Here is a 24,428-nt window from a genome sequence, read left to right as displayed (position 1 = left end):
ATAATATATGGTCGCCAAAGTTGAATGTTGGTCTCAAAAGGATATAGGAACCCTACAACTAAGATTAAGGGTAACAATAAAAGAATATGGTACTTCCAATTCCTGTGGATGCTACTTTGCGGCTCAATTACTGATTTAATATAGAAATAAAGAAAAGGACCAATAAAAAAACAAGCAGTAAGGCCAATTTGTAAGTAGATGAAAGCGAGGTCTGGTTTAAAATAAAAGATGACAGATTTTCCAATACGAAAACTCATCATTAATAACAATGCACCAAAAAACTTATTGGAAATGTGATTAGGTTTTGCAAGAAATAGAAAATGAATTCCCAAACACAAACCGTTGAACGCGCCCAAGGCGCTAAAAAAGAACAAAAGTGTTTGATTCAACTCCATAAACTATGAAAAGGTTCTTAAACCTAAAAATAAGCATTTTAGAAGAGGTTTCTTTTTCTCTACAATGGTATGTATTTCTTTAAAGCATTAAAGGATTTTTAATCCAGTTATCTTGTTAACCAAGATAAGCGGATTCTGGAAGTATAATAGGGTCACATCGAAGTATTCTTCTATCGCACATTTTACATTGATTGTTTTCTTTTAACTCTTTCAATGCCATTTTTGTTGGATCTGGTAGTAAGTATGCCTCTGCTGCACTATATTCTACTTGATATCCCATATCTTCAAAAGCAGCAATGGACAGCCAGCTTATTGGATTATCCCCATCATCAATAAACCCAGTCATTAATTCATTATCGAATGTGAGTTCACGCCAATGCCCATCGCGAGTACCTGCTCCACCAGTATTGGCCAAAGGAACGGAGTCCAAGCTTTCATTATTGTTTAGGGAATTATATTCTCGTATTGCACTTTCACCAACGAAAAAGGGATTTTCGGAACCCTCTCCAGAAATCAAGTTCAAAAATTGAGGAGACCAAAGGGTACCAAACCCTAAAACATGTCCCATTTCATGGATAATTACATCTATAAGACTGTTTTCAGCTTCTAATCGCACTAAATCTGCACTGTCAAAGCGCATGATACCCGTAGCGGGTAAAAAACTTCCAGCTCTAAGTTGCGTAGGCCCAGCTTGGCCCAGAATTCCAGAAGTACCATCGATAGCAGCACCTTGGGCATCAATCCTAACATTATCAATAATATCTCCATTTGCCAGTTGTACACTAGGCAATTCACCCGTAATAATCTCTTGCCATCTACGCGCTGCATCGTCAAAAATTGTTTGTTGACTTTGTGTCAGCCCGCCTAAAAACCTAATTTCTATACTAAAACTCATCTTCTTCAATTTTAAGTTAATATTCAGCCCTTAATATTTACGATGAAAAATAGGATATGGATAGCCGTTTGAGAAACTTTAACAGGCAGTTCTGACAATAGCTGTCCAATTTTTGGACAGGGTATAAATGAAAAAACTCCGGTAATCAGCCGGAGTTTATTCATCAATCAAAAAACGAACAGTCATGATAAACTGTTGTAGGATTACAAATTACAACTTTCTTGCCAAAAAACAAATTTAAGGTTTGTTTAACTGTAATTTGTGACGATAATCGTATCGATTACCCTAAATATGTCTTCAAAATTTTACTTCTTGAAGTATGCTTAAGTCTTCTAATTGCTTTTTCCTTTATTTGACGAACACGTTCCCTGGTCAAATCAAAAGTTTCACCAATTTCTTCCAAGGTCATTGAATGTTGCCCTGCCAAACCAAAGTAAAGACGGATAACATCCGCTTCTCTTGGTGTTAATGTTTCCAAAGCTCGCTCAATCTCCGTACGTAAAGATTCGTGCAACAAATCCTTATCTGGATTTGGAGATTCTCCACTTCGCAATACATCATACAAATTGGAATCCTCACCATCAATTAAGGGTGCATCCATAGATACATGACGACCAGAGTTTTTCAGGGATTGCTTAACATCTTCAACGGTCATGTCCAATTCCTTGGCAATTTCCTCTGCAGATGGAATACGTTCGTGTGCTTGCTCTAGAAAGGCAAAAGTTTTATTGATTTTATTTATGGAACCAATTTTATTCAAAGGCAAACGTACAATACGCGATTGTTCTGCCAGTGCCTGAAGAATGGATTGACGAATCCACCAAACGGCATATGAAATAAATTTAAACCCACGGGTTTCATCAAAGCGTTGTGCTGCCTTGATAAGTCCCAAGTTTCCTTCATTTATCAAATCAGGAAGGGTTAATCCTTGGTTTTGGTACTGCTTGGCAACAGAAACCACGAATCTGAGGTTGGCTTTAGTTAATTTCTCTAAGGCTATTTGGTCTCCTGCCTTGATACGCTGTGCCAATTCTACTTCTTCATCGGCAGTAATTAAATCAACTTTACCGATTTCCTGTAAGTATTTGTCCAACGAAGCAGTTTCCCTATTGGTAACCTGTTTTGTAATTTTTAACTGTCTCATTTAATTTCCCTTCTATTAAGTTTGTGAACCGAAGCTCATTAGGTTATACGTAGGAAAATTCAAAAAGTTACAATTTGATAAAATTTATTTGCTTTTTTTTTCATAAAAGCAAAAACCCCAAGAAAAAATCTTGGGGTTTGTTCATATTGTTTAGACTAACTTTTTAGTCCCTTCTTGGCTTTCTATCTCTATCGCCACCTCTTCTACGGTCACCACCTCTTCTATCTCCACCTCTATCATTACGTGGTGGTCTTTCTACATAACCTTCAGGTTTTGGTAATAGTGCTTTTCTGGAAACCTTCTCTTTTCTAGTTCTTGGATCAAGACCAAAGTATTTCACATCAAAGACATCTCCCATGTTTACCACATCGGAAACATTTTCTGTGCGTTCCCATGCCAATTCGGATACGTGAAGCAATACTTCATTTCCAGGAGCTTCAACATATTCAACAACGGCGCCAAAGTCTAGCATCTTGATAACTTTTACTTCGTAAACGCTACCAACTTCAGGTTTGAACATCAATGCCTCAATTTTTGCAATAACGGCATCGATACCTTCTTGACCTGTACCCAGTATTTCAACAATACCCTCTTCAGTATCGGGGTCTTCGTTAATAACGATAGTTGTATTAGTTTCTTTTTGTAGCTCTTGAATCACTTTTCCTCCAGAACCAATAACAGCACCAATGTATTCTCCAGGAATAATTTTGGTAATAATTTTTGGAGCATATGATTTCACTTCTGCATTAGGGGCAGAGATGGTATCGGTCAATTTTTCAAGGATATGAAGTCTACCTTCTTTAGCCTGCATCAATGCTTTCACTAAAATCTCATAGGATAACCCTTTTACCTTGATGTCCATCTGGCATGCAGTGATACCATCAGCAGTTCCAGTTACCTTGAAATCCATATCTCCTAAATGATCTTCATCACCAAGGATATCGGATAAAACTGCATAGTTTCCTGAATCAGCATCAGAAATTAATCCCATTGCGATACCCGAAACCGGTTTTTTCAACTGAACACCTGCATCCATCAAGGCCATGGTACCGGAACAAACCGTTGCCATGGAAGATGAACCATTAGATTCCAATACTTCAGAAACAACTCTTACGGTATATGGGCAATCTTCAGGAATCATTCCCTTTAATGCACGTTGCGCCAAGTTTCCGTGACCTACTTCTCTACGGGAAGTACCACGTATTGGTCTTGCTTCCCCAGTTGAAAAAGGAGGGAAGTTATAGTGTAGGTAGAATGTTTCTTCGCCTTCGTATGATGGCATGTCTATCTTATTGGCTTCCCTAGAAGTTCCTAGAGTTACAGTGGCCAATGCTTGGGTTTCTCCTCTTGTAAAAATGGAAGAACCGTGAACAGAGGGTAAATAATCAATCTCACACCAGATTGGTCTAATCTCGTCAGTTTTTCTACCGTCCAATCGTAAACCGTCGTTAAGGGTTAAATCCCTTACAGCTGCTTTTTCAGCTTTGTAGAAATATTTTGAGACTAAATCACCAAAATCCTCCAATTCTTCCTCAGAAAAAGTTGCTTTTACTTCCTCTTTTATGGCATCAAAAGCGGCACTACGCTCGTGCTTTGCAGAACCTGCTTTAGCAACAGCATAAACCTTATCATAAGTAAGGTCATGTACTTTTTTGGCCAAATCCTCATCTTCTCTTTCTGGTTCGTACTCCCGTACTTCTTTCTTTCCGAAGGCTTCGGCCAATCGTATTTGCGCTGCACATTGAACTTTAATTGCTTCGTGTGCAAATTTGATGGCTTCGGTCATTTCTTCTTCAGAAATCTCTTCCATTTCTCCTTCTACCATCATTACAGAATCTGCAGAAGCACCAATCATCATGTCAATATCAGACTCTTTTAATTGTTCTCTGGTGGGATTAATGATAAATTCACCATTAACACGACCAACCCTAGCTTCTGAGATGGCACATTCAAATGGAAAATCCGAAAGTTGAATAGCTGCTGAAGCGGCTAGTCCTGCCATTGCATCTGGCATTACATCTTCGTCATGGGACATTAATTGAATCATCACCTGCGTTTCAGCGTGATAATCTTTTGGGAATAAGGGACGTAAAACCCTATCTACTAAACGCATGGTCAATACTTCGCCATCACTAGGGCGAGCCTCACGTTTAAAAAAACCACCTGGGTAACGCCCAGCGGCAGCAAATTTTTCGCGATAATCTACCGTAAGCGGTAAAAAGTCTACATCGCTTTGTTTGTAATTGGATACAACTGTACATAGTAACATACACTTGCCTGATTGTACAACAACAGAACCGTGGGCCTGTTTTGCCAATTTTCCAGTTTCGATAGAAATCTCTCTACCGTCACCAAGGTCTATGACCTCTTTAAAAGTTTTTGGAATCATAAAATTGTGTCTTGCCTTCATAAAAAGAAGGACTTGTTAAACATTTGGTCTGCCGTCTTCCTGACGGTCGGGTTGTGTTGTTGTGTTGACCAATGAAAAACTAAAATGTAGCTTTTTGTGTTGCCTCTGTAGAGGACTTTGTAAAAGTAAGGGGAAGCAAAAGCTTCCCCCAATAAATTATTATTTTCTAATATTTAGCTCTTTAATAAGCTCACGATATTTTACAACATCTTTCTTTTTAAGATAATCTAAAAGACTACGTCTTTTACCTACCAATTTCACCAAAGAACGTTCAGTATTATAATCTTTGTGGTTCTTTTTTAGGTGTTGTGTTAAATGGTTGATACGATGTGTGAACAAGGCAACTTGTCCTTCCGTAGAGCCAGTATTGCTCTCAGAACCGCCATGTTTTTTAAAGATGTCGGCTTTTACTTCTTTTGTTAGATACATTCCAATATTTATTTAAATGATTTTTATGTATATGATTGTCTATCAATCAGCGCGCAAAGATAACTTCTTTTTTTAGAACTAAAAATTTTAACGTTTTATTAAACCTTTTGTTTTTCCAAAGGTCAAAGAAACAAACTATAAAATTTGATTATTATGAAAAAGAATTTTGAACGATTGAACTTTATGAGAATTGCCCCAATGCTAATTGGGGGTTTACTTTTGACCGCTGTTTCTTGTAGTGATAAAGGAGATGATACCGAAGAATTGTTAAGCAATGAAGTAATATCATCCACGGAACTACAGTTTAGTGATGAAGCTGAAATGATTTCTGAAGAGGTTACCGCAGTTGCCGAGGATGTATATGCTGCCGACGAAATTTCGCTTACTTCAAAAGGAGTTTATACATCTGATTATCTTCCAGATTGTGTTACTATTACTACGGTAGTGACAGATACTACAAGAGAGAAAACAATTGATTTTGGAGAAGGTTGTGAACTTCCCAACGGCAATGTGTTGAGTGGAATCATCAATTTAAGTTATGCAAAAGATATGGAAGCGGCATCTAAAAGTATTGCCCTCAATTTGGAGAATTTTACATTTAATGGTGTAGCTGTAGAAGGATCTGCTGATATTTTACGTGTGCGTTCCAATGAGAACGAAAACCCGCAAGCTACCGCCAATGCCTCTTTTGCCGCTACATGGCCCGAAGGTGATACGGCATCATTCACCGGAACCCGAACCCGTGAATGGATTGAAGGGTATGGTTCAGGTTTTTGGGGAGATAATGTATTCTTGATCACGGGCAAAAGAACGTATACCGGAAGAGCGGGAAATGTTTTTGTTAAAGAGATTACCGAACCGCTGCGAAGGGAATTGTCCTGTAGGTTTATTGTTAGTGGAATTTTGGAAATTTCAAGGAACGATAATACCGCTAGTTTGGATTTTGGTGATGGAAGTTGTGATGCCACAGGAATATTGACCCAACCTGATGGTACAGAGGAAGAGGTGTTCTTAAGACGTTTTCTGAAGAAATAAGGAAGGAAAAAATAAAAAGCCTGCAATGGCAGGCTTTTTTTATACTCTAACGGGTTGATTCTGTATTAAATCAAGGTATAAGTTAACTTTTTGCTTTAAATCCTTTCGATGGGAGATAAAATCCAAAAACCCATTTTCCTTTAAAAACTCTGCAGTTTGAAAACCGTCCGGTAAATCCTTTCCCGTTGTATCTTTTACAACTCTAGGGCCTGCGAAACCGATTAAAGCACCAGGTTCAGAAATATTGATGTCTCCCAACATGGCATATGAAGCTGTTGTACCGCCCGTAGTAGGGTCTGTGCACAATGAAATGTAAGGAACTTTCGCTTCAGCCAATTGTGCCAATTTCGCAGATGTTTTTGCCAATTGCATTAAAGATAAAGCAGCTTCCATCATTCGGGCTCCACCAGATTTTGAAATCATCAAAAATGGAACTTTCTTCTTTTTGGCTACATCAATGGCCCTTGCAATTTTTTCACCCACAACACTTCCCATAGAACCTCCAATAAAACTAAAATCCATACAGGCTATTACAATTTCCTTTCCCATAGATTTTCCTACGGCAGTTCTAATAGCATCCTTAAGGCCAGTTTTTTGTTGGGCCGCTTTTAAGCGCTCAGAGTATTTTTTAGTATCCACAAATTTCAAAGGATCTTTGGAAGATAGCTTTTCATCAAGTTCACGGAATTTATTGTCATCAAAAAGAATTTCAAAGTATTCCTTACTGCCAATTCTAACATGATAGTCGTCCTCTGGACTCACATAGAAATTTTTTGCCAGATCCTCGGACTCAACAATTTTTCCGGTAGGAGACTTATACCAAAGTCCCTTGGGGGTGTCTTTCTTCTCCTCAGTAGCTGTTTGTATTCCTTTTTCTTTTCTTTTAAACCAAGACGACATAAAATCAAATTTAAGTTAAAACGGCTTTTTTTGGATATTTATAAGGTATTGATATTGTTTAAATCCTCAAAAGCTTTTTTCAAGCGCCCGACAAAAGTTTTTTCTCCTTCGCGAAGCCAAACTCTTGGGTCATAGAATTTTTTGTTTGGTTTATCGTCACCATCAGGATTTCCTATTTGCCCTTGAAGGTATGATGATTTGTCTTGAATATAATTCCTGACCCCTTCAAGAAAAGCATATTGCAAATCCGTATCAATATTCATTTTAATGACTCCATAGCCAATTGCTTCCCTGATTTCTTCAACGGTGGAACCTGACCCTCCGTGAAAAACAAAGTCAATATCATTATGTTCAACACCATATTTTTCCGAAATAAATTCTTGGGAATTCTTCAGGATTTTCGGAGTCAAGGTAACATTTCCAGGCTTGTAAACTCCATGTACATTACCAAAAGCTGCAGCTACAGTAAATTTTGGGCTTACTTTTGATAGTTCCTCATAAGCATATGCCACTTCTTCAGGTTGGGTATATAGTTTGGAACTATCTACATCTGTGTTGTCCACACCATCTTCTTCTCCTCCAGTTACACCTAATTCAATCTCTAAGGTCATACCCATTTTGCTCATACGAGCCAAGTAGCCTTTGCAGATTTCTATATTTTCTTCAATAGGCTCTTCAGATAAATCAATCATGTGCGAGCTGAACAATGATTTTCCAGTTGCTGCAAAGTGTTCTTCGCTAGCATCTAAAAGGCCATCTATCCAAGGCAATAATTTTTTAGCACAGTGGTCTGTATGCAATATAACCGTAGCACCATAAGCTTCTGCCATTTGATGCACGTGTTTGGCTCCTGCAACAGCTCCTAATATGGCAGCTTTTTGATTTTCATTTGACAGTCCTTTTCCGGCATTGAACTGTGCTCCACCATTTGAAAATTGGATAATTACTGGTGAATTTAGCTCAGCTGCAGTCTCCATGACGGCATTCGTGGTATTTGACCCGATAACATTTACTGCTGGAAGAGCATAACCATTTTCCTTGGCATGATTAAAGATTGCTTGTACTTCGTCGCCAGTAGCAACACCCGGTTTTATATTGTGGGACATAATTTTAGTTGGTTTTGGATTAAAACAAGCTACAAAAGTAATAAAATATTTGCTCTAGAATGGATAATTGATACCGATATTAAATACTGAATTTCTAAAGTTATAATCACGGAACCAACGATTTTGAGACTCTTCTGCAGGATTATAGGTTTTAAACCCAACATCTAACCGAAAAACAAAATAGGTAAAGTCATATCTAAGGCCAAAACCAGTGCCCAAGGCAATATCTGTCAAGGAATCAAATCCGCTGAAAATGGCATCTGGATTATCTTCATTGTCAAAGACATTCCAAATGTTGCCTACATCAGCAAAAAATGCCCCTTTTACATCTCCCGCTATTGGGAAACGGTATTCCAGATTGAAGGCAAGCTTTAAATTGGCTTCGTTGAAATCATTTACATTATTGGTTTTCCCTGGCCCAAGTTCATAGGCATTCCATGCTCTATTGTCGTTGGAACCACCCGCAAAATAACTCCTTACAAATGGAATGTTTTCCGAGTTCCCGTAGGGTATGGCGAGTCCAAAAAAACTTCTAAAAGCCAATACTTTTGAATCAGCTACTTCCCAATGTCTGATAAAATCAAATTCTGTTTTCAAATATTGCGAGAACGGAACACCAAATACCAAGAGTTGCTCATTGTCATTTTTGTTATAGGGAACCACTCCCTCCAATAAGGATAATAAATTACCGGCACTTTCCAGTTTTACCCTGAATTGATAGAAATCATTATCAGTAATATCTACCTTGCTATTTTTGGTAAACGTGTAATTACTGGCAAAAATGAGGTTATTTTCGGTAAGTCGGTCCCTTCTTTCCATAATGCTTCTTACGTCAGAGAAGTCATCATCAGATTGTTCATTGCCCGCCAGTACATAATCAATAAACCCATCCGCACCATCTGGGACAATTAAGTCTTGATTATCATCAAAAAATGCATCCGTCCCAGTTTCGTCTTCATAGCTATCAGCTATATCATTTAAATTGCTATAGGTATTTTGGTATACATTGAAGAAATTATCTGGATTTACATTTCGTACAAACTCGACATTCAACAATTCTATATTATGCTTCTTACTATCGGAAGGCGACCAATTGTAGGAAAGAATAGTGTTGAAAGTCTGTTTATCCAAACCAATGTTCCGTTGAAAGTTGGTGCCCACCAAAAATCTGCTTTGGGGAAGCATATAGTAGGGAATTATTTTTTCAGTATTTAAGGGGAACCAAATTCTAGGAAAGGTGATATTTATGTCGCCTCCCAATTCAGATGTAAATGTTTCGTCCGATAGTGTGGCATCACTCAAAAGACCAATGGATCCCCTTGCTGAAATATTTAAGGTTTCGGCTCCGCCGAAGACATTACGGGTAATTAGGGTAGTGCTGAATGCCGTTCCCACTCGTTGAATATTGGAATGGGTGAGGTCAAAATCCATATTCAACGAAAATTTAGGTCTTGGTGCCAAATAGATATTGGAAATAAGTTGGGCCTGTGTAGTATCTGGAATGAATTCGATATTAGGATATTTGAACGTATTTAAATTAGTTATCTGCCTGTAGGTCCTAATTCTATCCAAATCCCTATAGATACTATCTTTTTCAAAGAAAACGGCATCGGTTAATGCCTTTGGTTTATACTTAAGCTTGTTGGTATAAAAAATGGTGTAATTTTCATGGTTTACCGACTTTACAGAATCCGTCTGACTTCGACCAAAATAATCGGTGTAAATATTGATTTTTTTTAGACGGTGAACTCGATAAGTACTGTTTGTGCTGTCATTTACGTTTCTAGGTTTTTCAATATTTAACTGCACGTCCATTAATTGATCATCTGACACTTGTGAGGTGTCTCTTTGAATATTATAATTTATAGAGCTTTCCTGAAAATTATAAACTCCAGAATTCCTGAACAAGGTCGTTAACCGCTCTCTTTCTTGGTTAAAATTGGCCAAATCAAATTGTTCTCCATCCTTTACAAATGAAAGGTCCATGGATACATCATAAATTGAGTCCAGCTCCGGAGAAGTTATGTTTTTTACTATGGTATCAATAAGGAAAGGTTTCTCCAAAGAAATTTTATAGTCAATTTCAGCTCTTTTTTTTCTTTTCCCTTCAACAATGGTGTATGTGCCTGAATTATTAAAATAGCCCTTACTGTTATAATATGCTTTTAGACGGCCGGTAGACTTTTGGGCTAATGAAGAATCTATAGTTACTGGTGATTCCCCAACCCTTTTTAAAAAATCACTTGCCCCTTTTACCACAAAGGATTCTTTCAAGCGATCGACTTGTTTTTTGGAAAGTAGACGATTTAATCGTTTCTCCCTTTTTTCTTTTCGATGTAACCAATCCTGAAATGATGAATCAGGATTTTTTTTCGCAAGATTGTATAAGTTTAAACGCAGGGGATAACCCAAAAGATTGCTGTTGGGTTTTTGAATGATGAGGCTTTTAATGTCATCATCAGATACCTTAATATCATCTGCATAAATGGAGTTTTTGGTGAGCAATAATTCATCGTCATCTACCCTTTTAAGCGTATTGCAGCCAATTATGGTAAACATAAGCAACAATAATCCTATTTTTGCTTGGCTACGCACTAGGCCTAAAAAAAAAACTCATAGACATCAAAAATACACGATTTAGATGGTTACAAAAAACCAAATTAAATTAGTTGCAAGTTTACAGCAAAAAAAGTACCGAACTAAACATGGGTTGTTTGTTGTAGAGGGTAAAAAAGTGATTAAAGAGCTTTTGGAGTCTGGGTTTGAACCTTTCAAATTATTTGTTGACAATGCTCAAGAGAAAGATGATTTTCATGATGCAGAGCTAGTTTCAAAATCAGAATTGAAACAAATGAGTAGTTTGAGCAATGCGAACGGGGTTTTGGGTGTGTTCCGGGTATTGGATACTAAAAAGATTGAAAATACGGATTGGGTGGTCGCTTTGGATTCAGTTCGTGATCCAGGTAACTTGGGAACAATCATAAGGTTATGCGATTGGTTTGGGGTAAAACACCTCATTTGTTCATTGGATACTGTTGATTGTTATAATCCTAAGGTATTGCAGGCTACCATGGGCTCTATTGCAAGGGTCAATATTGTATATGTCAATTTGGAAGAGTTTTTAACCAATGCTGAGACTCCCATATATGGCGCATTTATGGATGGTGATGTGGTTTATCATAAAGAATTGCCCAAATTTGGAATTTTGGTATTGGGCAATGAGGCCAATGGAATTTCTGCTGAAATCAATTCAAAAATTAAAAATCGAATTGCAATACCCCAGTTTGGTTCTACCACCACCGAAAGTTTAAACGTGGCTACTGCTACAGGTATTCTTTTAAATGAGTTGCGAAGAGGAAGTGGATAGTGTAGTTTTCTAAGTTCTAAGTTCTAAGTTCTAAGTTCTAAGTTCTAAGTTCTGAGTTCTGAGTTCTGAGTTCTGAGTTCTGAGTTCTGAGTTCTGAGTTCTGAGTTCTGAGTTCTGAGTTCTGAGATTGGTTACTCAAAAGTAAAGTTGATAAAAATCCCCCTAGTGCGCATGGCATTTATATTTCCCGTCCAAGGGCTATTTGGGTCATCATCGGGGACAAGTTCATCGGTCAAGGCAAAAACTCCTCGAATTGAAGGTGAAAATTTAAAATACTCGGTATAAATGTCAATGCCAAAACCAAGTTCATAGCCGTAAATATTTTTTTTCATTCTGAATTCACCACTACTGTTGTCATCAAGACTATCTTCCTTACTTCCCAAATTCATGGCGGTATAAACTCCTCCAGTAATATAAGGTTTCCAATTGCCGAACCTTTTTGCACTAGCCTTTAGGAGCAGCGGAAACCGAATATATGTCGATTTTACTTCTCGTATTGCATCAGCTTCCGATGTGAAACCTGGAAAACCCAAATTTCTGGACGTATAAAGTAAACCTGGCTCAAATCGAACATCTAAAAATTCATTGATTCGCATTTCGCCAATCAAACCTACATTGAACCCCAAGCTTTTATCTACCAAAACATCTTGCCCTAAATCATTCTCATATTCAAATTGAAAATCATATTGATTGAATCCGAGGTAATATCCCCAGTTCAAAGGTTTCTTATCCTCTGTCTGTAGATTCAGAATAGGGTCTTTTGTAAATTGGGCAGAAGTATTTGGACATACTAAGATTAGTAGGCCAAATAGAAGAAGGACGTTTTTCATCAAATTATTTTGTCGCAACATATATAGATGCTACCCCAAATGTCTGAGGCATGTTCTCTATACCTATAAACCCAATTTTGGCCAAAATATTGTTGAATTCTTGGCCATGAGGAAAAACAGAGGCAGATTCACTTAAGTAGGCATAGGCCGATCTGTCTTTGGATAGTATCCTGCCCATACCCGTAAGAATGTATTTTGTGTATAATCTGTATCCTTGTTTAAATGGTGTTTTTGTAGGAACAGAGGTTTCAAGGATTACCAAACTTCCTTTTGGTTTTAAGACTCTGTAGATTTCCTTAAGTCCCTTTTCCAGATTTTCAAAGTTCCGCACACCAAAAGCTACCGTAACGGCATCAAATGTGTTATCATCAAAAGAAAGGTTTTCGCTGTCCCCAACCACCATTTGAATGGTATCCTGAAGATTTTTGTCCTGAATCTTGGTCTTACCAACCTCCAACATCCCAGGAGAAATATCCAAACCAATAATTTTTTTGGCTCCGGTGGCCTTCATCGCAATGGCAAGATCTCCAGTTCCAGTGGCAATATCAAGAATGGTTTTTGGGGATTTCTTTTTAAGAAGGGAAACCACCCGCTTTCTCCATTTTAAATCAATGCCAAATGAAATAACCCTATTCAACCCATCGTAATCTTTGGAAATTGTATCGAACATTTGTCTTACCTGCTCTTTCTTTCCAAGGTCAGAATCTTTATAAGGTTTTACTTTTTGGGCCATGTATAAAATTTGCAGGCAAATATACAACTTAGGTATATGGGAGGCGTACAAAAATAATTATGTAATTTTGCACTCAACAAAGGAAAACTTTTCCGTATTATGTTAGGTATTCGTCTTTTAGGCTGTGGCCACTATTCTTTTTTTACCAATACAAATTGAACTTATTTAGGAACATCTTATTTTAATCAATGAAGATTATAATTGCGGGGGCAGGTGAGGTTGGTTTTCATTTGGCAAAACTTTTGTCATATGAGGCACAGGAAATTACATTGATTGATACAGACAAAGAAAGTTTGTCGTACGCCGATAGTCATTTAGATATTAGAGTTCTGCGTGGTGATGCCACATCTATAGAGGTTCTACAGGATGCCAAGGTTGCTTCCTGTAGTTTGGTTATAGGGGTAACGGCATCGGAAACCACTAATTTGACGCTCTGTATGCTAGCCAAACAATTGGGGTGCAAAAGAACCATTGCCCGAATATCGAATACGGAGTTTATGGATAATAGGGAGCTTATCAAGTTTGATGAACTTGGTATTGATGAACTTATTTCTCCGGAAGAACTTGCTGCCACTGAAATTCAATTGTTGTTGAACCAATCTGCCTTTAACGATACTTATGAATTTGAAGGAGGTTTGTTGACAATGATTGGCGTTTTCTTGCCAAAATCCGCTCCATTTGTGGGGAAAATGGTGAAAGAAGCTGCTAAAGTTTTCCCAGAACTTCACTTTATGCCCATAGCGTTGCAACGTATGGGAACCCAATATACCCTCATTCCTAGGGGGGACACGGTCTTTAAAGAAGGAGATCAGGTTTATTTCATTACTTCTGCGGAAGGTGTTGAAGAGCTTTATAAGCTCACGGGCATGCAGAAAAAAGAAATCAAGAATGTAATGATTTTGGGGGGCAGTAAAGTTGGTTTTAAAACTGCTCGCGACCTTTGTAACAAGAAGTTTAATGTAAAGCTTATAGAGCGAAATAAGGAGAAAGCCTTTGATATTGCGGATGATCTACCGCATGCACTGGTCATTAACGGAGATGGAAGAAATGTGGAGCTTTTGGATGAAGAAAGTTTGGAATCCATGGATGCATTTATAGCTGTTACTGGGAATTCTGAAACCAATATCATGTCGTGTTTGGTTGCAAAATCAAAAAAAATTAAAAAGACCATTGCATTAGTGGAAAATATGGATTACTTCCAGCTTTCCCATTCCATTGGAGTTGATACTTTGATCAACAAGAAGCTTCTGGCAGCCAATAATATCTTTAGATATATACGAAGAGGGGAGGTATTGGCACTAACACGTTTAAATAATCTGAATGCCGAGATTTTGGAGTTTGAAGTAAAGGCTACCTCCTTGGTAAATGGTGAAATCATAAGAGAATTAAATTTTCCACGAGAAGCGAGTATAGGTGGTGTTATTAGAGATGGAAAAGGAATTATCGCCCTGGGAGATTTTAAAATTTTGGAAGGTGATCGTGTGGTGGTTTGTTGCTTGCCCAAAGCTATCCCAAGAATAGAAAAGTTGTTCTTATAATGGGACTTAATACGCGAATTATTGTTCACATTATGGGGCTATTGCTACTTTGCAATGGCTCTTTTATGCTTATTGCGGCATTTGTAAGTGGTGTTTATAAAGATGGAGCTACTTTAGACATTACGCTTGCGGCCATTGTTACGATGCTTTTTGGGGTAATGGCAATGTTTTACACAAGAGGCCATAAAAAAGAAGTAAAGCGTAAGGAAGGCTACATTGTTGTAACCTTTGGATGGGTTATCATGTCCATTTCAGGAACACTTCCTTATCTTTTTTCGGGGGCAATACCTGAAGTTACCAATGCTTTTTTTGAAACCATATCTGGTTATACCACAACGGGGGCTTCCATTATGGATGATATTGAATCCATGCCCGAAGGAATTCTTTTTTGGCGAAGTTTAACACATTGGATCGGTGGAATGGGGATTATTGTACTGGCGATTGCCATTCTTCCGCTTTTGGGCATTGGTGGAATGCAATTGTTCGCTGCAGAAGCACCTGGACCGGCAGGAGATAAATTGCATCCAAGAATTACAGATACTGCAAAACGATTGTGGTTAATTTATTTTGGATATACAGTTGCTGAAACCATTCTTTTGAAACTGGCAGGGATGTCACTTTTTGATGCAATGAACCATTCGTTAGCAACCTTGTCAACCGGAGGTTTTTCAACAAAGAATGCAAGTCTGGCCTATTGGAACAATCAACCCTTGATACAATATATTACCATTCTATTTATGTTTTTGGCAGGGAGTAATTTTGTATTGAGTTATTTCGCTTTTACGGGTAAAGTGCAACGAATACTGAAGGATGAAGAGTTTAAATACTATACTATTTTTTTAGCCCTTTTTACTATTGTAGCAGTATTGGTGGTGTATTTTAATGCGAACGTTCCCGTATCTGATTTTCATCCCATGGTTTTAGGGAAAGCCGAGAGCGCATTTAGACACGCGCTTTTTCAGGTTGTGGCAATTGTAACAACAACTGGTTTTGTTACTGCTGATTTTACAGGCTGGACTCCTTTTTTAACTATTTTCTTTTTTGGATTGATGTTCTTGGGAGGTTCTGCCGGGTCAACTGCTGGGGGAATAAAGGTAATGCGACATTTGTTGATTATCAAAAATGGTATTTTGGAGTTTAAAAGAACGCTGCATACAAACGCAATCATTCCGGTGCGCTACAATAATAAAACAGTTTCTGAGCATATCGTATATAATATCATTGCTTTTTTTGTGCTCTATATGTTGTTCTTTATTGTGGGATCCCTGGTTTTAGGTTTTTTGGGTCTGGATTTTGTGTCGGCAATTGGTGGTTCAGCGTCGTCCTTGGGTAATGTGGGGCCCGCTTTAGGAAGCCTTAATCCGGTTAGTAACTACAATAGTTTACCGGACGCAGGTAAATGGTGGTGTGGGTTTTTAATGCTATTGGGGAGATTGGAACTCTTTACAGTGCTTATTATTTTAACCCCGTATTTTTGGAAGCGTACCTAAAAAGTGAAAACCCTTCAATTCAGATAAATCAAAGGGCTTCTATTCTTTAAGATTTTGGATTATTGCCCTACTGCTTCGGCAATTCTAGAAATTGCTTCTCTAATATCTTCTTCACTTGCCGCATAAGAAATTCGAATACTATTACCATTTCCAAAGGCATCACCAGTAACAGTGGCTACATTGGCTTCTTCTAATAAATACATGGCAAAATCCGATGCATTATTGATGGTTTTCCCATTCAATGTTTTTCCAAAAAAGGCTGTTACATCAGGATACACATAAAAAGCCCCTTCGGGTTCATTGCATTTAAATCCGTCAATATCATTCAATAGTCCTAAAATCAGTTTTCTACGATTTTTAAACTCATCAACCATGTATTGAATACGACTTGGAGATTCGAGTAAGGCTGTAATTACTGCACGCTGGGCAATACAATTAGCACCGCTGGTCACTTGCCCTTGAAGTTTATTGCAAGCTCTCGCTATATAGGCAGGAGCTCCAATATATCCAATTCGCCATCCGGTCATGGCAAAAGCTTTGGCAACACCATTTACGGTAACGGTCCGTTCATACATATCTTCAAACGCCCCCATTGAGGCGTGGGCAGTTACACCGTAGTTGATGTGCTCATAGATTTCATCACTTACAACCACTATTTGAGGATATTTTTGAAGAACATCGGCTAATCTTCTTAATTCTTCTTTACTATAAATAGATCCACTTGGATTGCATGGTGAGCTGTACCACAACATTTTGGTTTTTGGAGTGATTGCAGCTTCCAACTGCTCTGGGGTCATTTTAAAATCAGTATCAATAGAAGTGGCTACTTCTACAGGAACCCCATCAGCAAGTTTTACAATATCGCTGTAACTTACCCAATATGGACAAGGAAGAATGACTTCATCGCCTTTGTTTAAACAAGCTTGCGCCAAATTATAAAGCGCTTGCTTTGCCCCAGTTGAAACAACAATTTGGGAATGATCATATGAAATATCATTATCCCTTTTAAACTTAGTGATAATGGCATCTTTGAGTTCCACATACCCATCTACCGGTGTGTACGAATTATATCCGTCATTTACGGCTTGTATAGCGGCTTCTTTTATGTAATCTGGTGTATTAAAGTCAGGTTCACCTAAACTTAGACCAATAATATCTTTTCCTGAGGCTCTAAGCTCTCTGGCTTTTGCAGCCATTGCTAGCGTAGCTGAAGGAACTAAATTGTTAATCCTTTCAGAAAGTTGGTTGCTCATTATTTGAAATTTTCCTAGTATTGAAGAACTGGCTCCTTACCCAATTCTTTCAAATGTTTGAAGTGCGAAATTATAGCTTTTCTTGTAGTTTTATATTCGTTGTAGGGTAAATTAAACTCCTTTGCGGTCTGTTTCACAATTTTGGAGATTTTTGTATAGTGAACATGACTAATATTAGGAAAGATGTGATGCTCTACTTGATGGTTTAATCCACCGGTAAACCAGTTTACAATTCTGTTTTTGGTACCAAAATTTACTGTTGTGGCAAGTTGATGAATGGCCCAAGTATTTTTCATGGTTCCATTTTCATCGGGAAGAGGAGTGTCAGCATCGTCAACAATATGTGCCAATTGGAATACTACGCTTAAAATTACTCCAGCTACATAGTGCATAATAAAGAAACCAAGCAGTATTTGCCACCATGGGATATCAACAAGTAGCAGGGGCAAAACAATCCAAATGGTAATATATATTGTCTTTGTTATGACCAATGTACTCCAATTTATTACAGGATTTGGTAGTTTTCCATAAGATAGTTTGCGCTTCATATAGCGGTACATCTGTTGAAAATCTGTGGTTATGGCCCAATTAAAAGTCAACAATCCATAAAGAAAAATGGAATAAAAGTGTTGGAATTTATGATGCTTTCTCCACTCGGCATGTCTAGAAAAACGGAGTATCCTACCAGCTTCCATGTCTTCATCATGGTCTTGAATATTTGTATATGTATGGTGCAATACATTATGCTGTACCTGCCAGTTATAGACATTTCCTGCAAGGATATAAATACTGCCACCCATTAATTTGTTTACCCATTTCTTATTTGAATATGAACCATGATTGCCATCATGCATAACGTTCATACCAACTCCGGCCATTCCAACGCCCATCGTTACTGATAAGAGGACATAGCCCCAAAAGGGCAGGTTCAATGTAAGCATTAAAAAGTAGGGGGTAAGAAAAACGGCAAACATTACTACAGTTTTTAAATGAAGCTTCCAGTTCCCGGTCTTCTTTATCTTGTTTTCACTAAAATATTGATTTACCCTTTTATTTAGTGTTTTAAAAAATTGTGCAGAGTCTTTTCTTGAAAATCGGATGATATCCTTTTCCATAAATAAATTTTTTACAAAGGTAAGTAAATTGACTTCCCAAGTTCCTTACTTTATATGAAAACGATGTTAAGGTGTCTAAAAGTATTAATTTTGGGCAAATTAACAGATTGAGGATGAATGTAGACTTAATATCTAAGTATTTTACGACACTCACCGATACCCAAATACAACATTTTAGGGCTTTAGAGGTACTGTATCAGGATTGGAACCAGAGGATAAACGTAGTTTCCAGAAAGGATATAAACGAGCTGTATTTGCGCCATGTACTTCATTCTCTTGGAATTGCAAAAATTCAAAAATTCAATGAAGGTTCTTCAATTTTAGATGTGGGCACTGGTGGTGGATTTCCTGGTATTCCATTGGCCATTTTGTTTCCCGAGGTACAATTTACTCTTGTGGACGCCATAGGTAAAAAAATTAAAGTTGTTCAGGAAGTGGTGGATGGGCTTCAATTAGAAAATGTAAAGACCTTGCACTCTAGAGTGGAAGATTTGGATGAACAGTTCGATTTTATTGTTAGTCGGGCAGTTGCGGCAATGCCAACTTTTGTGCATTGGACAAAAGGGAAAGTAAAAAAAGACTCCGCTCATGAGCGAAAAAATGGTATTCTATATCTCAAAGGTGGGGATTTGACCGATGAATTGAAAGAATACAGGACTGCTCAAGTCTTTGAACTAAAAGATTGTTTTGAAGAAGATTTCTTTGAGACCAAAAAGGTTGTGTATCTACCTCAGAAGTTCAAAAACTAGGCGTATTACAGGCTAAGTATGCTGTAATATGCATTTCGGTACTTTACCATATATTCTCTAACAAAAACTTTTATCCTTACCCTAAGGCAGAACAGTTTTATACGCTTTTTTGTGTAAAATTTGCTCCAATTCATCTGCTGCTACATTAATTCTTAGACTGTAAAGTAATGATTTTTCCATTTAATTTACAATTACTTAACGTTAAGTTTACAAACAATATTGTTTAAAGACTGATTTGGAGATCGAGAATCCCTGTTTTTATAGGTAAAACAACGGAAGGAAAATGGAATTGGGTTTATATAAAAAACCGTTATCCAAAATAAAGTCTGAATAACGGCTATGAATCTTATGGTTTTAACAACTTACCCCAAAAACGGATAACGATAATCTTCTGGAGTCACAAAAGTCTCTTTTATCAATCTAGGTGATACCCAACGCAGTAAGTTTTGAGGAGAGCCAGCTTTATCATTGGTACCTGAAGCTCTTGCCCCTCCAAAAGGTTGTTGGCCTACAACGGCTCCTGTAGGTTTATCGTTGATATAAAAATTACCTGCGGAGTTTTGCAAAGCTTTAGTAGCTTCATCAATGGCATACCTATCGGTGGACAAAACAGCTCCGGTAAGAGCATATTCTGAAGTACTATCCACCAATTTCAATGTTTTAGCCCAATCTGAATCTTCATACACATATATGGTAACCACAGGACCAAAAAGTTCCGTGCACATTGTAGTGTATTTAGGATCTTGGGTTAAAATGACTGTAGGTTCTATAAAATAACCCACTGATTTGTCATAACCACCCCCAGCAATAACCTCTGCATTCTTATCGGCTTTTGCTTGGTCAATATATTTGGCCAGTTTGTCAAAAGAACCTTCATGAATGACAGCTGTAATGAAATTACCCATATCTGCCGGAGAGCCTGGTTTTTTAAAGGAATCTATGTCAGTTTTGACCAAATCCAAAATCTCATCTGCAGTAGATTTTGGGAGATAGACTCTGGAAGCGGCACTACACTTCTGTCCTTGAAATTCAAATGCGCCCCGTATTATAGCGGTAGCCACTTGTGCTGGTTTTGCTGATGGATGTGCAATAATGAAATCTTTTCCACCGGTCTCTCCAACAATTCTTGGATATGTTTTATACTTATGAATATTATTGCCGATTTGTTTCCAAAGTTCTTTAAAAACAAAAGTTGAGCCCGTAAAGTGCAGTCCAGAAAAATCAGGGTTGGAGAGAATGGTCTCTGTAATCATTACCGGATCTCCAAACACTACATTAATAACACCATCAGGAAGACCTGCTTCTTTAAAAACGTCAATGATAACTTTGGCTGAAAAAACCTGACTATCACTAGGTTTCCATACAACCACATTTCCCATCATTGCCGCACTAGCGGGTAAGTTTCCAGCAATTGCGGTAAAGTTAAAAGGGGTTATGGCATATACAAAACCTTCAAGAGGCCTATATTCCAACCGATTCCAAATGCCATCTGAAGACTCTGGTTGCTCAGTGTAGATTTTAGACATAAATTCTACATTGAACCTGAGAAAGTCAATAAATTCACAAGCGGCATCAATTTCTGCTTGATGTATTGTCTTGGATTGCGCCATCATTGTGGCAGCATTTATTTTTGCTCGATACGGTCCCGCAATCAATTCCGCAGCTTTTAAAAATATGGATGCACGTTGTTCCCAAGTCAGAGCTGCCCATGCTTCCCTAGATTCCAAGCAGTTGGAAATAGCTTCTTCGATATGTTTTTTTTCTGCTTGATGAAAATGCCCCACGATATGTTTATGCTCATGGGGAGGAGACATTGGCTTGGTATTTCCAGTCTTGATTTCCTTAGTTCCTATGTATAATGGAACTTCAACTTGACTGTTATAATATTCGTCGTATTGTTTGAGTACTTCTTCACGCTCCGCGGTGCCTGGAGCATAACTTTTTATAGGTTCGTTATATGCTGTTGGAACTTGAAAAAAACCTTTGCCCATGATGATAAATTATGTGAGTTAGTAATCCATCAAAGGTAGTAAAAGGAAAATCCATTCTAAAGAGAATCCGCTCTAGTTTATGGCAAAAGGGGCAGCAAATTTAAATGTGGGGATATCAACCTCAAATTCTTCAGATGATGTAAAATTGACCATATGGTAATGTCCTCGCATAGCCCCAATTGGTGAAGCTAAAAGACAGCCAGAACTATAGGTGTGTGATTTTCCGGGTTTAATTACAGGTTTGTTGCCGATAACACCCTCACCATCCACAGTTTCCATCTCTTTTAGGGCATCAAAAATATCCCAATGTCTAGCTGTCAATTGTACAACATCGTTGCCTTGATTTTCTATGGTGATGGTATATCCAAAAGCATAGTGCATTTTATAATTTTTAAAGAATGTACCTTCAAAAGTTGTTTGCACGGATACTTTAATTCCTTTTGTGATCTGAGTGAACATAGTCTTAATAGGTAAAGACACTTCCTGTAAACAATATTGTTATTACCACTAATGCCAAAAAGACAAATATTGTATTCAAAAAGATATATTTAATAATCGTTTTAAATCTTCCCTGTCCATAGAATTTTCTCATAGACTTGTACAGGTAAAAGCTGAAAATCAGCAAAAAAATACCAGAACTAGACATTTTGAAAATAGTATCTATTATCAAGCTAAGGATGAGCAAGATAAATAATAATGATTGGTTGTGAAAACTAAATATAAGATGATCGGTGTAGGTGTATTTTTTCCTGATATAAATCAACCAAATGAATACGGTGAACAATGGCAAAAAGAAAAAAATCACAAATGGAAGTCTAGAAATGGTTGAGTTAATGAAACTGCCTGGTTGCTGTATTACTTTTAAAAGACTGTTTGTAGAATTAAACGCCATTATAGTACCACTGGTATTTTCAATATTGTATTTGGTGCTGGCTTCATCAAAACTGTTAATGGAGTCATTTTTAATTATGCTGGCAAAGAATTCCATTTTAAGCATAAATGAGTTGATTCCGGTACTGTCCTTTATTCGTTTATAATAGGTTTTAGGGTCAGCAAGCATAAAAGAATCTTTGTCAATGCCTTTCTTTTTTGAGGTAAATAGCCCAATCGAGTCAAACTGAATTAACTGCTCAGCAACTGGAACATTGGTTATTCCCATGGAGTCTAGTTGTTTTAGGCCTTTTTCGGTTTGCTCTCTCAGCTCTGTGCTGTCTGTAGACAATTGGCCAGAATTTAGGTCGAATGAAAAGGGGCTTGATGAGGTGATTTTTCCATCAAAATTTTTAGCTGCTTTGTCCAATCCCGCAAACTTATTATTGTAGGTAACCAGCAAAAAATACAGGAAAGCCAGGCTTAGTAGGAAACGAAAAGGATTGGTATATGAAATGCGTTTTCCCTTAACGTAATCTTTCGTTATTGTCCCAGGTCTTATTAGTAGGGTATATAGGGTTTTTAGGAGCTTGGAATCATAATTTATAAGACTGGAGAAAAATTCATCCCAAAAATCTTTGAGTACTAATTTTTTTGTGCTGTTGGCTTGGGAGCAATTGGGGCAATACTTATCACTTATATCTAGTATATGACCGCAGTTAAGACATTCTGTGCCCCTAAATTTGAGTTCATACCTACCTTTGCTGACTACTTTTGGTTTATTACCCATTCCTTTTGAAGGATTTGGGGCTAAAGATAATTAATTGCTAATATTTCGCGAACTCACAGAGCCAATGCCAATAATACTGTCATACATATCTCCAAAATCCCTGTAATAGACTAAAATAAGGTAGTTGTTTTCTGTAAAGTGGAAGTTTCCACTTATATAATTGAGATCAATAGTGCCATCTTCGCGCTCAACAATATACTTGTAATTGTAAAAGCCTTGTTTCATTGATAGCGCAAGCTCCATATTTCCGCTCTCTTCGTTAAAGGACATCCTGTTCTCTTCCTCAAGTGCATAGTTATTGAACTTTCCAAAAACATAAACATTGTCCAATCCAATATCGTTGGAGTAGGGCAAACTAAAATGTACTTTGGAATATTCGGCTTCGCGGGATACATCATCCCCTTGCAACGTACGAATCAAAAAATCTCCATTAATGTCAGGAAAGTAGGTGTAAGCTAAATCATTCCGATAAACATTAGCAAACAAATAGTGATGGTATAATTCTTTAAAATCCACTTTGGAAATTGCAAATGTAGGTGACCGTAAGTCTTTGGTATCGAAATTTAAGAACTCGTTTCCGCCATAAAAACTGGTTTCTTGGTCATATTTATACACAAGTTCTGTTCCAAGGGTAAATTGTGGCTTGATATTGTACAAGGCAGTTGGCCAAAAGTGGTTTTGAATAATGGCTACTTTGACTTCTTTTTTAGGATTTATAACCGGAAATCCAGCAGTATTGATATTAAACTGAACTACCTGTTTCTCATTGAGAAAATTAAAGTCCCTGGAGCGTTTTACAATACCACCAACCGATACCAAATCCTTGTAAACAACAAATCTTCGTGAAAATTGGAGCTCATCAAGGTTGTTGAATATCTTAATGAGATAATTGCCACTTGCCTTCAAGCTTACATTTTGATTGGGAATGGTCAATCTATAGTTTGAATAGGGTTGAAGAGTGTTGTAGCTATTCTCATAATCAATGATACGCTGGTTATCTGAACCCGCAAGGTATTGCGATTTTAGAAGCTGTGAAGGCGTCCAATCGTAATCGCAATGAATTATCCTATAATAATAATCTTGTTCACTCGCAGTAAGGTCATCAAACTCCAAGGTCATGGATTCACCCAATTTAATAACCGGAAATTGATCTTCCGTTGGACCAGTAAAAACAATGGTTTTTATGTTCGATGGAGGATTTACTTCTTCCTGTATCTGGGCAAATACACTGGAAACGCAAAGACAAAAGAAAATCTGTTTGATCAAAAAGCGCATTTAGGGCCTAATTTTTGGGTAAAGGTAAACAAAAAGCGTGCCTAGCAAATTTAGCTCGATGTAATCCCATTTTTATGGTTAATAATTATGAAAACAATCCTTTTAGTGCTAAA

The 24,428-nt window shown here is 37.5% G+C and carries 20 protein-coding genes; 5 read left to right on the top strand and 15 right to left on the bottom strand.

The features are described 5' to 3' along the window. Positions 1 to 510 precede the first annotated feature (510 nt). The 4 genes from AAY42_RS07595 to rpsO all read right to left on the bottom strand — a co-directional run bounded on the left by AAY42_RS07595 (position 511) and on the right by rpsO (position 5,273). Positions 511 to 1,290, bottom strand: a complete 780-nt coding sequence (locus AAY42_RS07595) for a leishmanolysin-related zinc metalloendopeptidase (protein WP_055393869.1) — start codon at positions 1,288 to 1,290, stop codon at positions 511 to 513. 280 nt (positions 1,291 to 1,570) lie between these two features. Continuing rightward, the gene (locus tag AAY42_RS07590) at positions 1,571 to 2,434 is read right to left on the bottom strand and encodes a sigma-70 family RNA polymerase sigma factor (RefSeq protein WP_055393867.1); all 864 of its coding nucleotides are present in this window, start codon (positions 2,432 to 2,434) and stop codon (positions 1,571 to 1,573) included. A gap of 163 nt (positions 2,435 to 2,597) precedes the next feature. Further along, positions 2,598 to 4,823, bottom strand: a complete 2,226-nt coding sequence (locus tag AAY42_RS07585; protein ID WP_055393865.1) for a polyribonucleotide nucleotidyltransferase — start codon at positions 4,821 to 4,823, stop codon at positions 2,598 to 2,600. Between the two features lie 180 nt (positions 4,824 to 5,003). Further along, on the bottom strand, positions 5,004 to 5,273 hold the full coding sequence (gene rpsO / locus AAY42_RS07580) for a 30S ribosomal protein S15 (protein ID WP_055393863.1): 270 nt from the start codon (positions 5,271 to 5,273) through the stop codon (positions 5,004 to 5,006). Positions 5,274 to 5,426: 153 nt separating this feature from the next. Here rpsO and AAY42_RS07575 point away from each other — a divergent pair, with 153 nt between their 5' ends. Further along, positions 5,427 to 6,308, top strand: a complete 882-nt coding sequence (locus AAY42_RS07575) for a hypothetical protein (RefSeq protein WP_055393861.1) — start codon at positions 5,427 to 5,429, stop codon at positions 6,306 to 6,308. 39 nt (positions 6,309 to 6,347) lie between these two features. On the opposite strand, the gene accD is transcribed toward AAY42_RS07575, so the two are convergent. Genes accD through tamL form a run of 3 tightly spaced genes read right to left on the bottom strand, consistent with a single transcriptional unit; the run spans position 6,348 to position 10,873 of the window. After that, a complete protein-coding gene (gene accD, locus AAY42_RS07570) occupies positions 6,348 to 7,208 on the bottom strand; it encodes an acetyl-CoA carboxylase, carboxyltransferase subunit beta (RefSeq protein ID WP_055393859.1) in 861 nt (286 codons plus the stop codon). 38 nt (positions 7,209 to 7,246) lie between these two features. Next, the gene (gene fbaA / locus AAY42_RS07565) at positions 7,247 to 8,314 is read right to left on the bottom strand and encodes a class II fructose-bisphosphate aldolase (RefSeq protein WP_055393857.1); all 1,068 of its coding nucleotides are present in this window, start codon (positions 8,312 to 8,314) and stop codon (positions 7,247 to 7,249) included. Between the two features lie 54 nt (positions 8,315 to 8,368). Next, complete coding sequence (gene tamL, locus AAY42_RS07560; RefSeq protein WP_055393854.1) at positions 8,369 to 10,873, bottom strand: translocation and assembly module lipoprotein TamL; 2,505 nt, start codon at positions 10,871 to 10,873, stop codon at positions 8,369 to 8,371. An 82-nt stretch (positions 10,874 to 10,955) separates the two neighbouring features. On the opposite strand from tamL, the gene AAY42_RS07555 reads away from it, so the two are divergent. Further along, the gene (locus AAY42_RS07555) at positions 10,956 to 11,681 is read left to right on the top strand and encodes a TrmH family RNA methyltransferase (RefSeq protein ID WP_055393852.1); all 726 of its coding nucleotides are present in this window, start codon (positions 10,956 to 10,958) and stop codon (positions 11,679 to 11,681) included. Between the two features lie 131 nt (positions 11,682 to 11,812). On the opposite strand, the gene porT is transcribed toward AAY42_RS07555, so the two are convergent. Together porT and ubiE are read right to left on the bottom strand one after the other, a co-directional pair. Continuing rightward, entirely contained in the window at positions 11,813 to 12,511 is a 699-nt protein-coding gene (porT, locus tag AAY42_RS07550; protein ID WP_055397768.1) for a type IX secretion/gliding motility protein PorT/SprT, read from the bottom strand. 4 nt (positions 12,512 to 12,515) lie between these two features. Continuing rightward, complete coding sequence (gene ubiE, locus AAY42_RS07545; protein WP_055393850.1) at positions 12,516 to 13,244, bottom strand: bifunctional demethylmenaquinone methyltransferase/2-methoxy-6-polyprenyl-1,4-benzoquinol methylase UbiE; 729 nt, start codon at positions 13,242 to 13,244, stop codon at positions 12,516 to 12,518. A gap of 188 nt (positions 13,245 to 13,432) precedes the next feature. On the opposite strand from ubiE, the gene trkA reads away from it, so the two are divergent. After that, a complete protein-coding gene (gene trkA, locus AAY42_RS07540; RefSeq protein WP_055393848.1) occupies positions 13,433 to 14,782 on the top strand; it encodes a Trk system potassium transporter TrkA in 1,350 nt (449 codons plus the stop codon). Continuing rightward, positions 14,782 to 16,272 carry a TrkH family potassium uptake protein gene (locus AAY42_RS07535; protein WP_055397767.1) on the top strand — a complete coding sequence of 497 codons (1,491 nt, stop codon included), beginning with the start codon at positions 14,782 to 14,784 and terminating at the stop codon, positions 16,270 to 16,272. Before trkA ends, AAY42_RS07535 begins: the two co-directional genes overlap by 1 nt. Before the next feature lie 59 nt (positions 16,273 to 16,331). Here AAY42_RS07535 and AAY42_RS07530 read toward each other — a convergent pair whose 3' ends face one another. Beyond that, positions 16,332 to 17,525 (bottom strand): pyridoxal phosphate-dependent aminotransferase, encoded by a 1,194-nt coding sequence (locus AAY42_RS07530; protein WP_055393846.1) that lies wholly within the window; start codon positions 17,523 to 17,525, stop codon positions 16,332 to 16,334. Positions 17,526 to 17,539: 14 nt separating this feature from the next. Beyond that, the gene (locus tag AAY42_RS07525; protein WP_055393844.1) at positions 17,540 to 18,640 is read right to left on the bottom strand and encodes a fatty acid desaturase family protein; all 1,101 of its coding nucleotides are present in this window, start codon (positions 18,638 to 18,640) and stop codon (positions 17,540 to 17,542) included. Between the two features lie 113 nt (positions 18,641 to 18,753). Between AAY42_RS07525 and rsmG the strand changes: the two genes are divergently transcribed. Beyond that, the gene (rsmG, locus tag AAY42_RS07520; RefSeq protein WP_055393841.1) at positions 18,754 to 19,389 is read left to right on the top strand and encodes a 16S rRNA (guanine(527)-N(7))-methyltransferase RsmG; all 636 of its coding nucleotides are present in this window, start codon (positions 18,754 to 18,756) and stop codon (positions 19,387 to 19,389) included. Between the two features lie 362 nt (positions 19,390 to 19,751). Here the strand turns inward: rsmG and pruA are convergent, their stop codons facing one another. The 4 genes from pruA to AAY42_RS07500 form a co-directional block, all read right to left on the bottom strand. Continuing rightward, positions 19,752 to 21,380, bottom strand: a complete 1,629-nt coding sequence (gene pruA / locus AAY42_RS07515) for an L-glutamate gamma-semialdehyde dehydrogenase (protein WP_055393839.1) — start codon at positions 21,378 to 21,380, stop codon at positions 19,752 to 19,754. 72 nt (positions 21,381 to 21,452) lie between these two features. Next, positions 21,453 to 21,839, bottom strand: a complete 387-nt coding sequence (gene apaG / locus AAY42_RS07510; RefSeq protein WP_055393837.1) for a Co2+/Mg2+ efflux protein ApaG — start codon at positions 21,837 to 21,839, stop codon at positions 21,453 to 21,455. A gap of 4 nt (positions 21,840 to 21,843) precedes the next feature. After that, positions 21,844 to 23,040, bottom strand: coding sequence for a DUF3667 domain-containing protein (locus tag AAY42_RS07505; protein WP_055393836.1), 1,197 nt, complete (start codon positions 23,038 to 23,040; stop codon positions 21,844 to 21,846). Positions 23,041 to 23,070: 30 nt separating this feature from the next. Continuing rightward, on the bottom strand, positions 23,071 to 24,315 hold the full coding sequence (locus AAY42_RS07500; protein ID WP_055393834.1) for a type IX secretion system plug protein: 1,245 nt from the start codon (positions 24,313 to 24,315) through the stop codon (positions 23,071 to 23,073). Between the last annotated feature and the right edge of the window lie 113 nt (positions 24,316 to 24,428).

The sequence above is a fragment of the Flagellimonas eckloniae genome (genome assembly GCF_001413955.1).
GTDB lineage: Bacteria > Bacteroidota > Bacteroidia > Flavobacteriales > Flavobacteriaceae > Flagellimonas > Flagellimonas eckloniae.
This window is presented reverse-complemented; position numbering and strand designations above follow the sequence as displayed.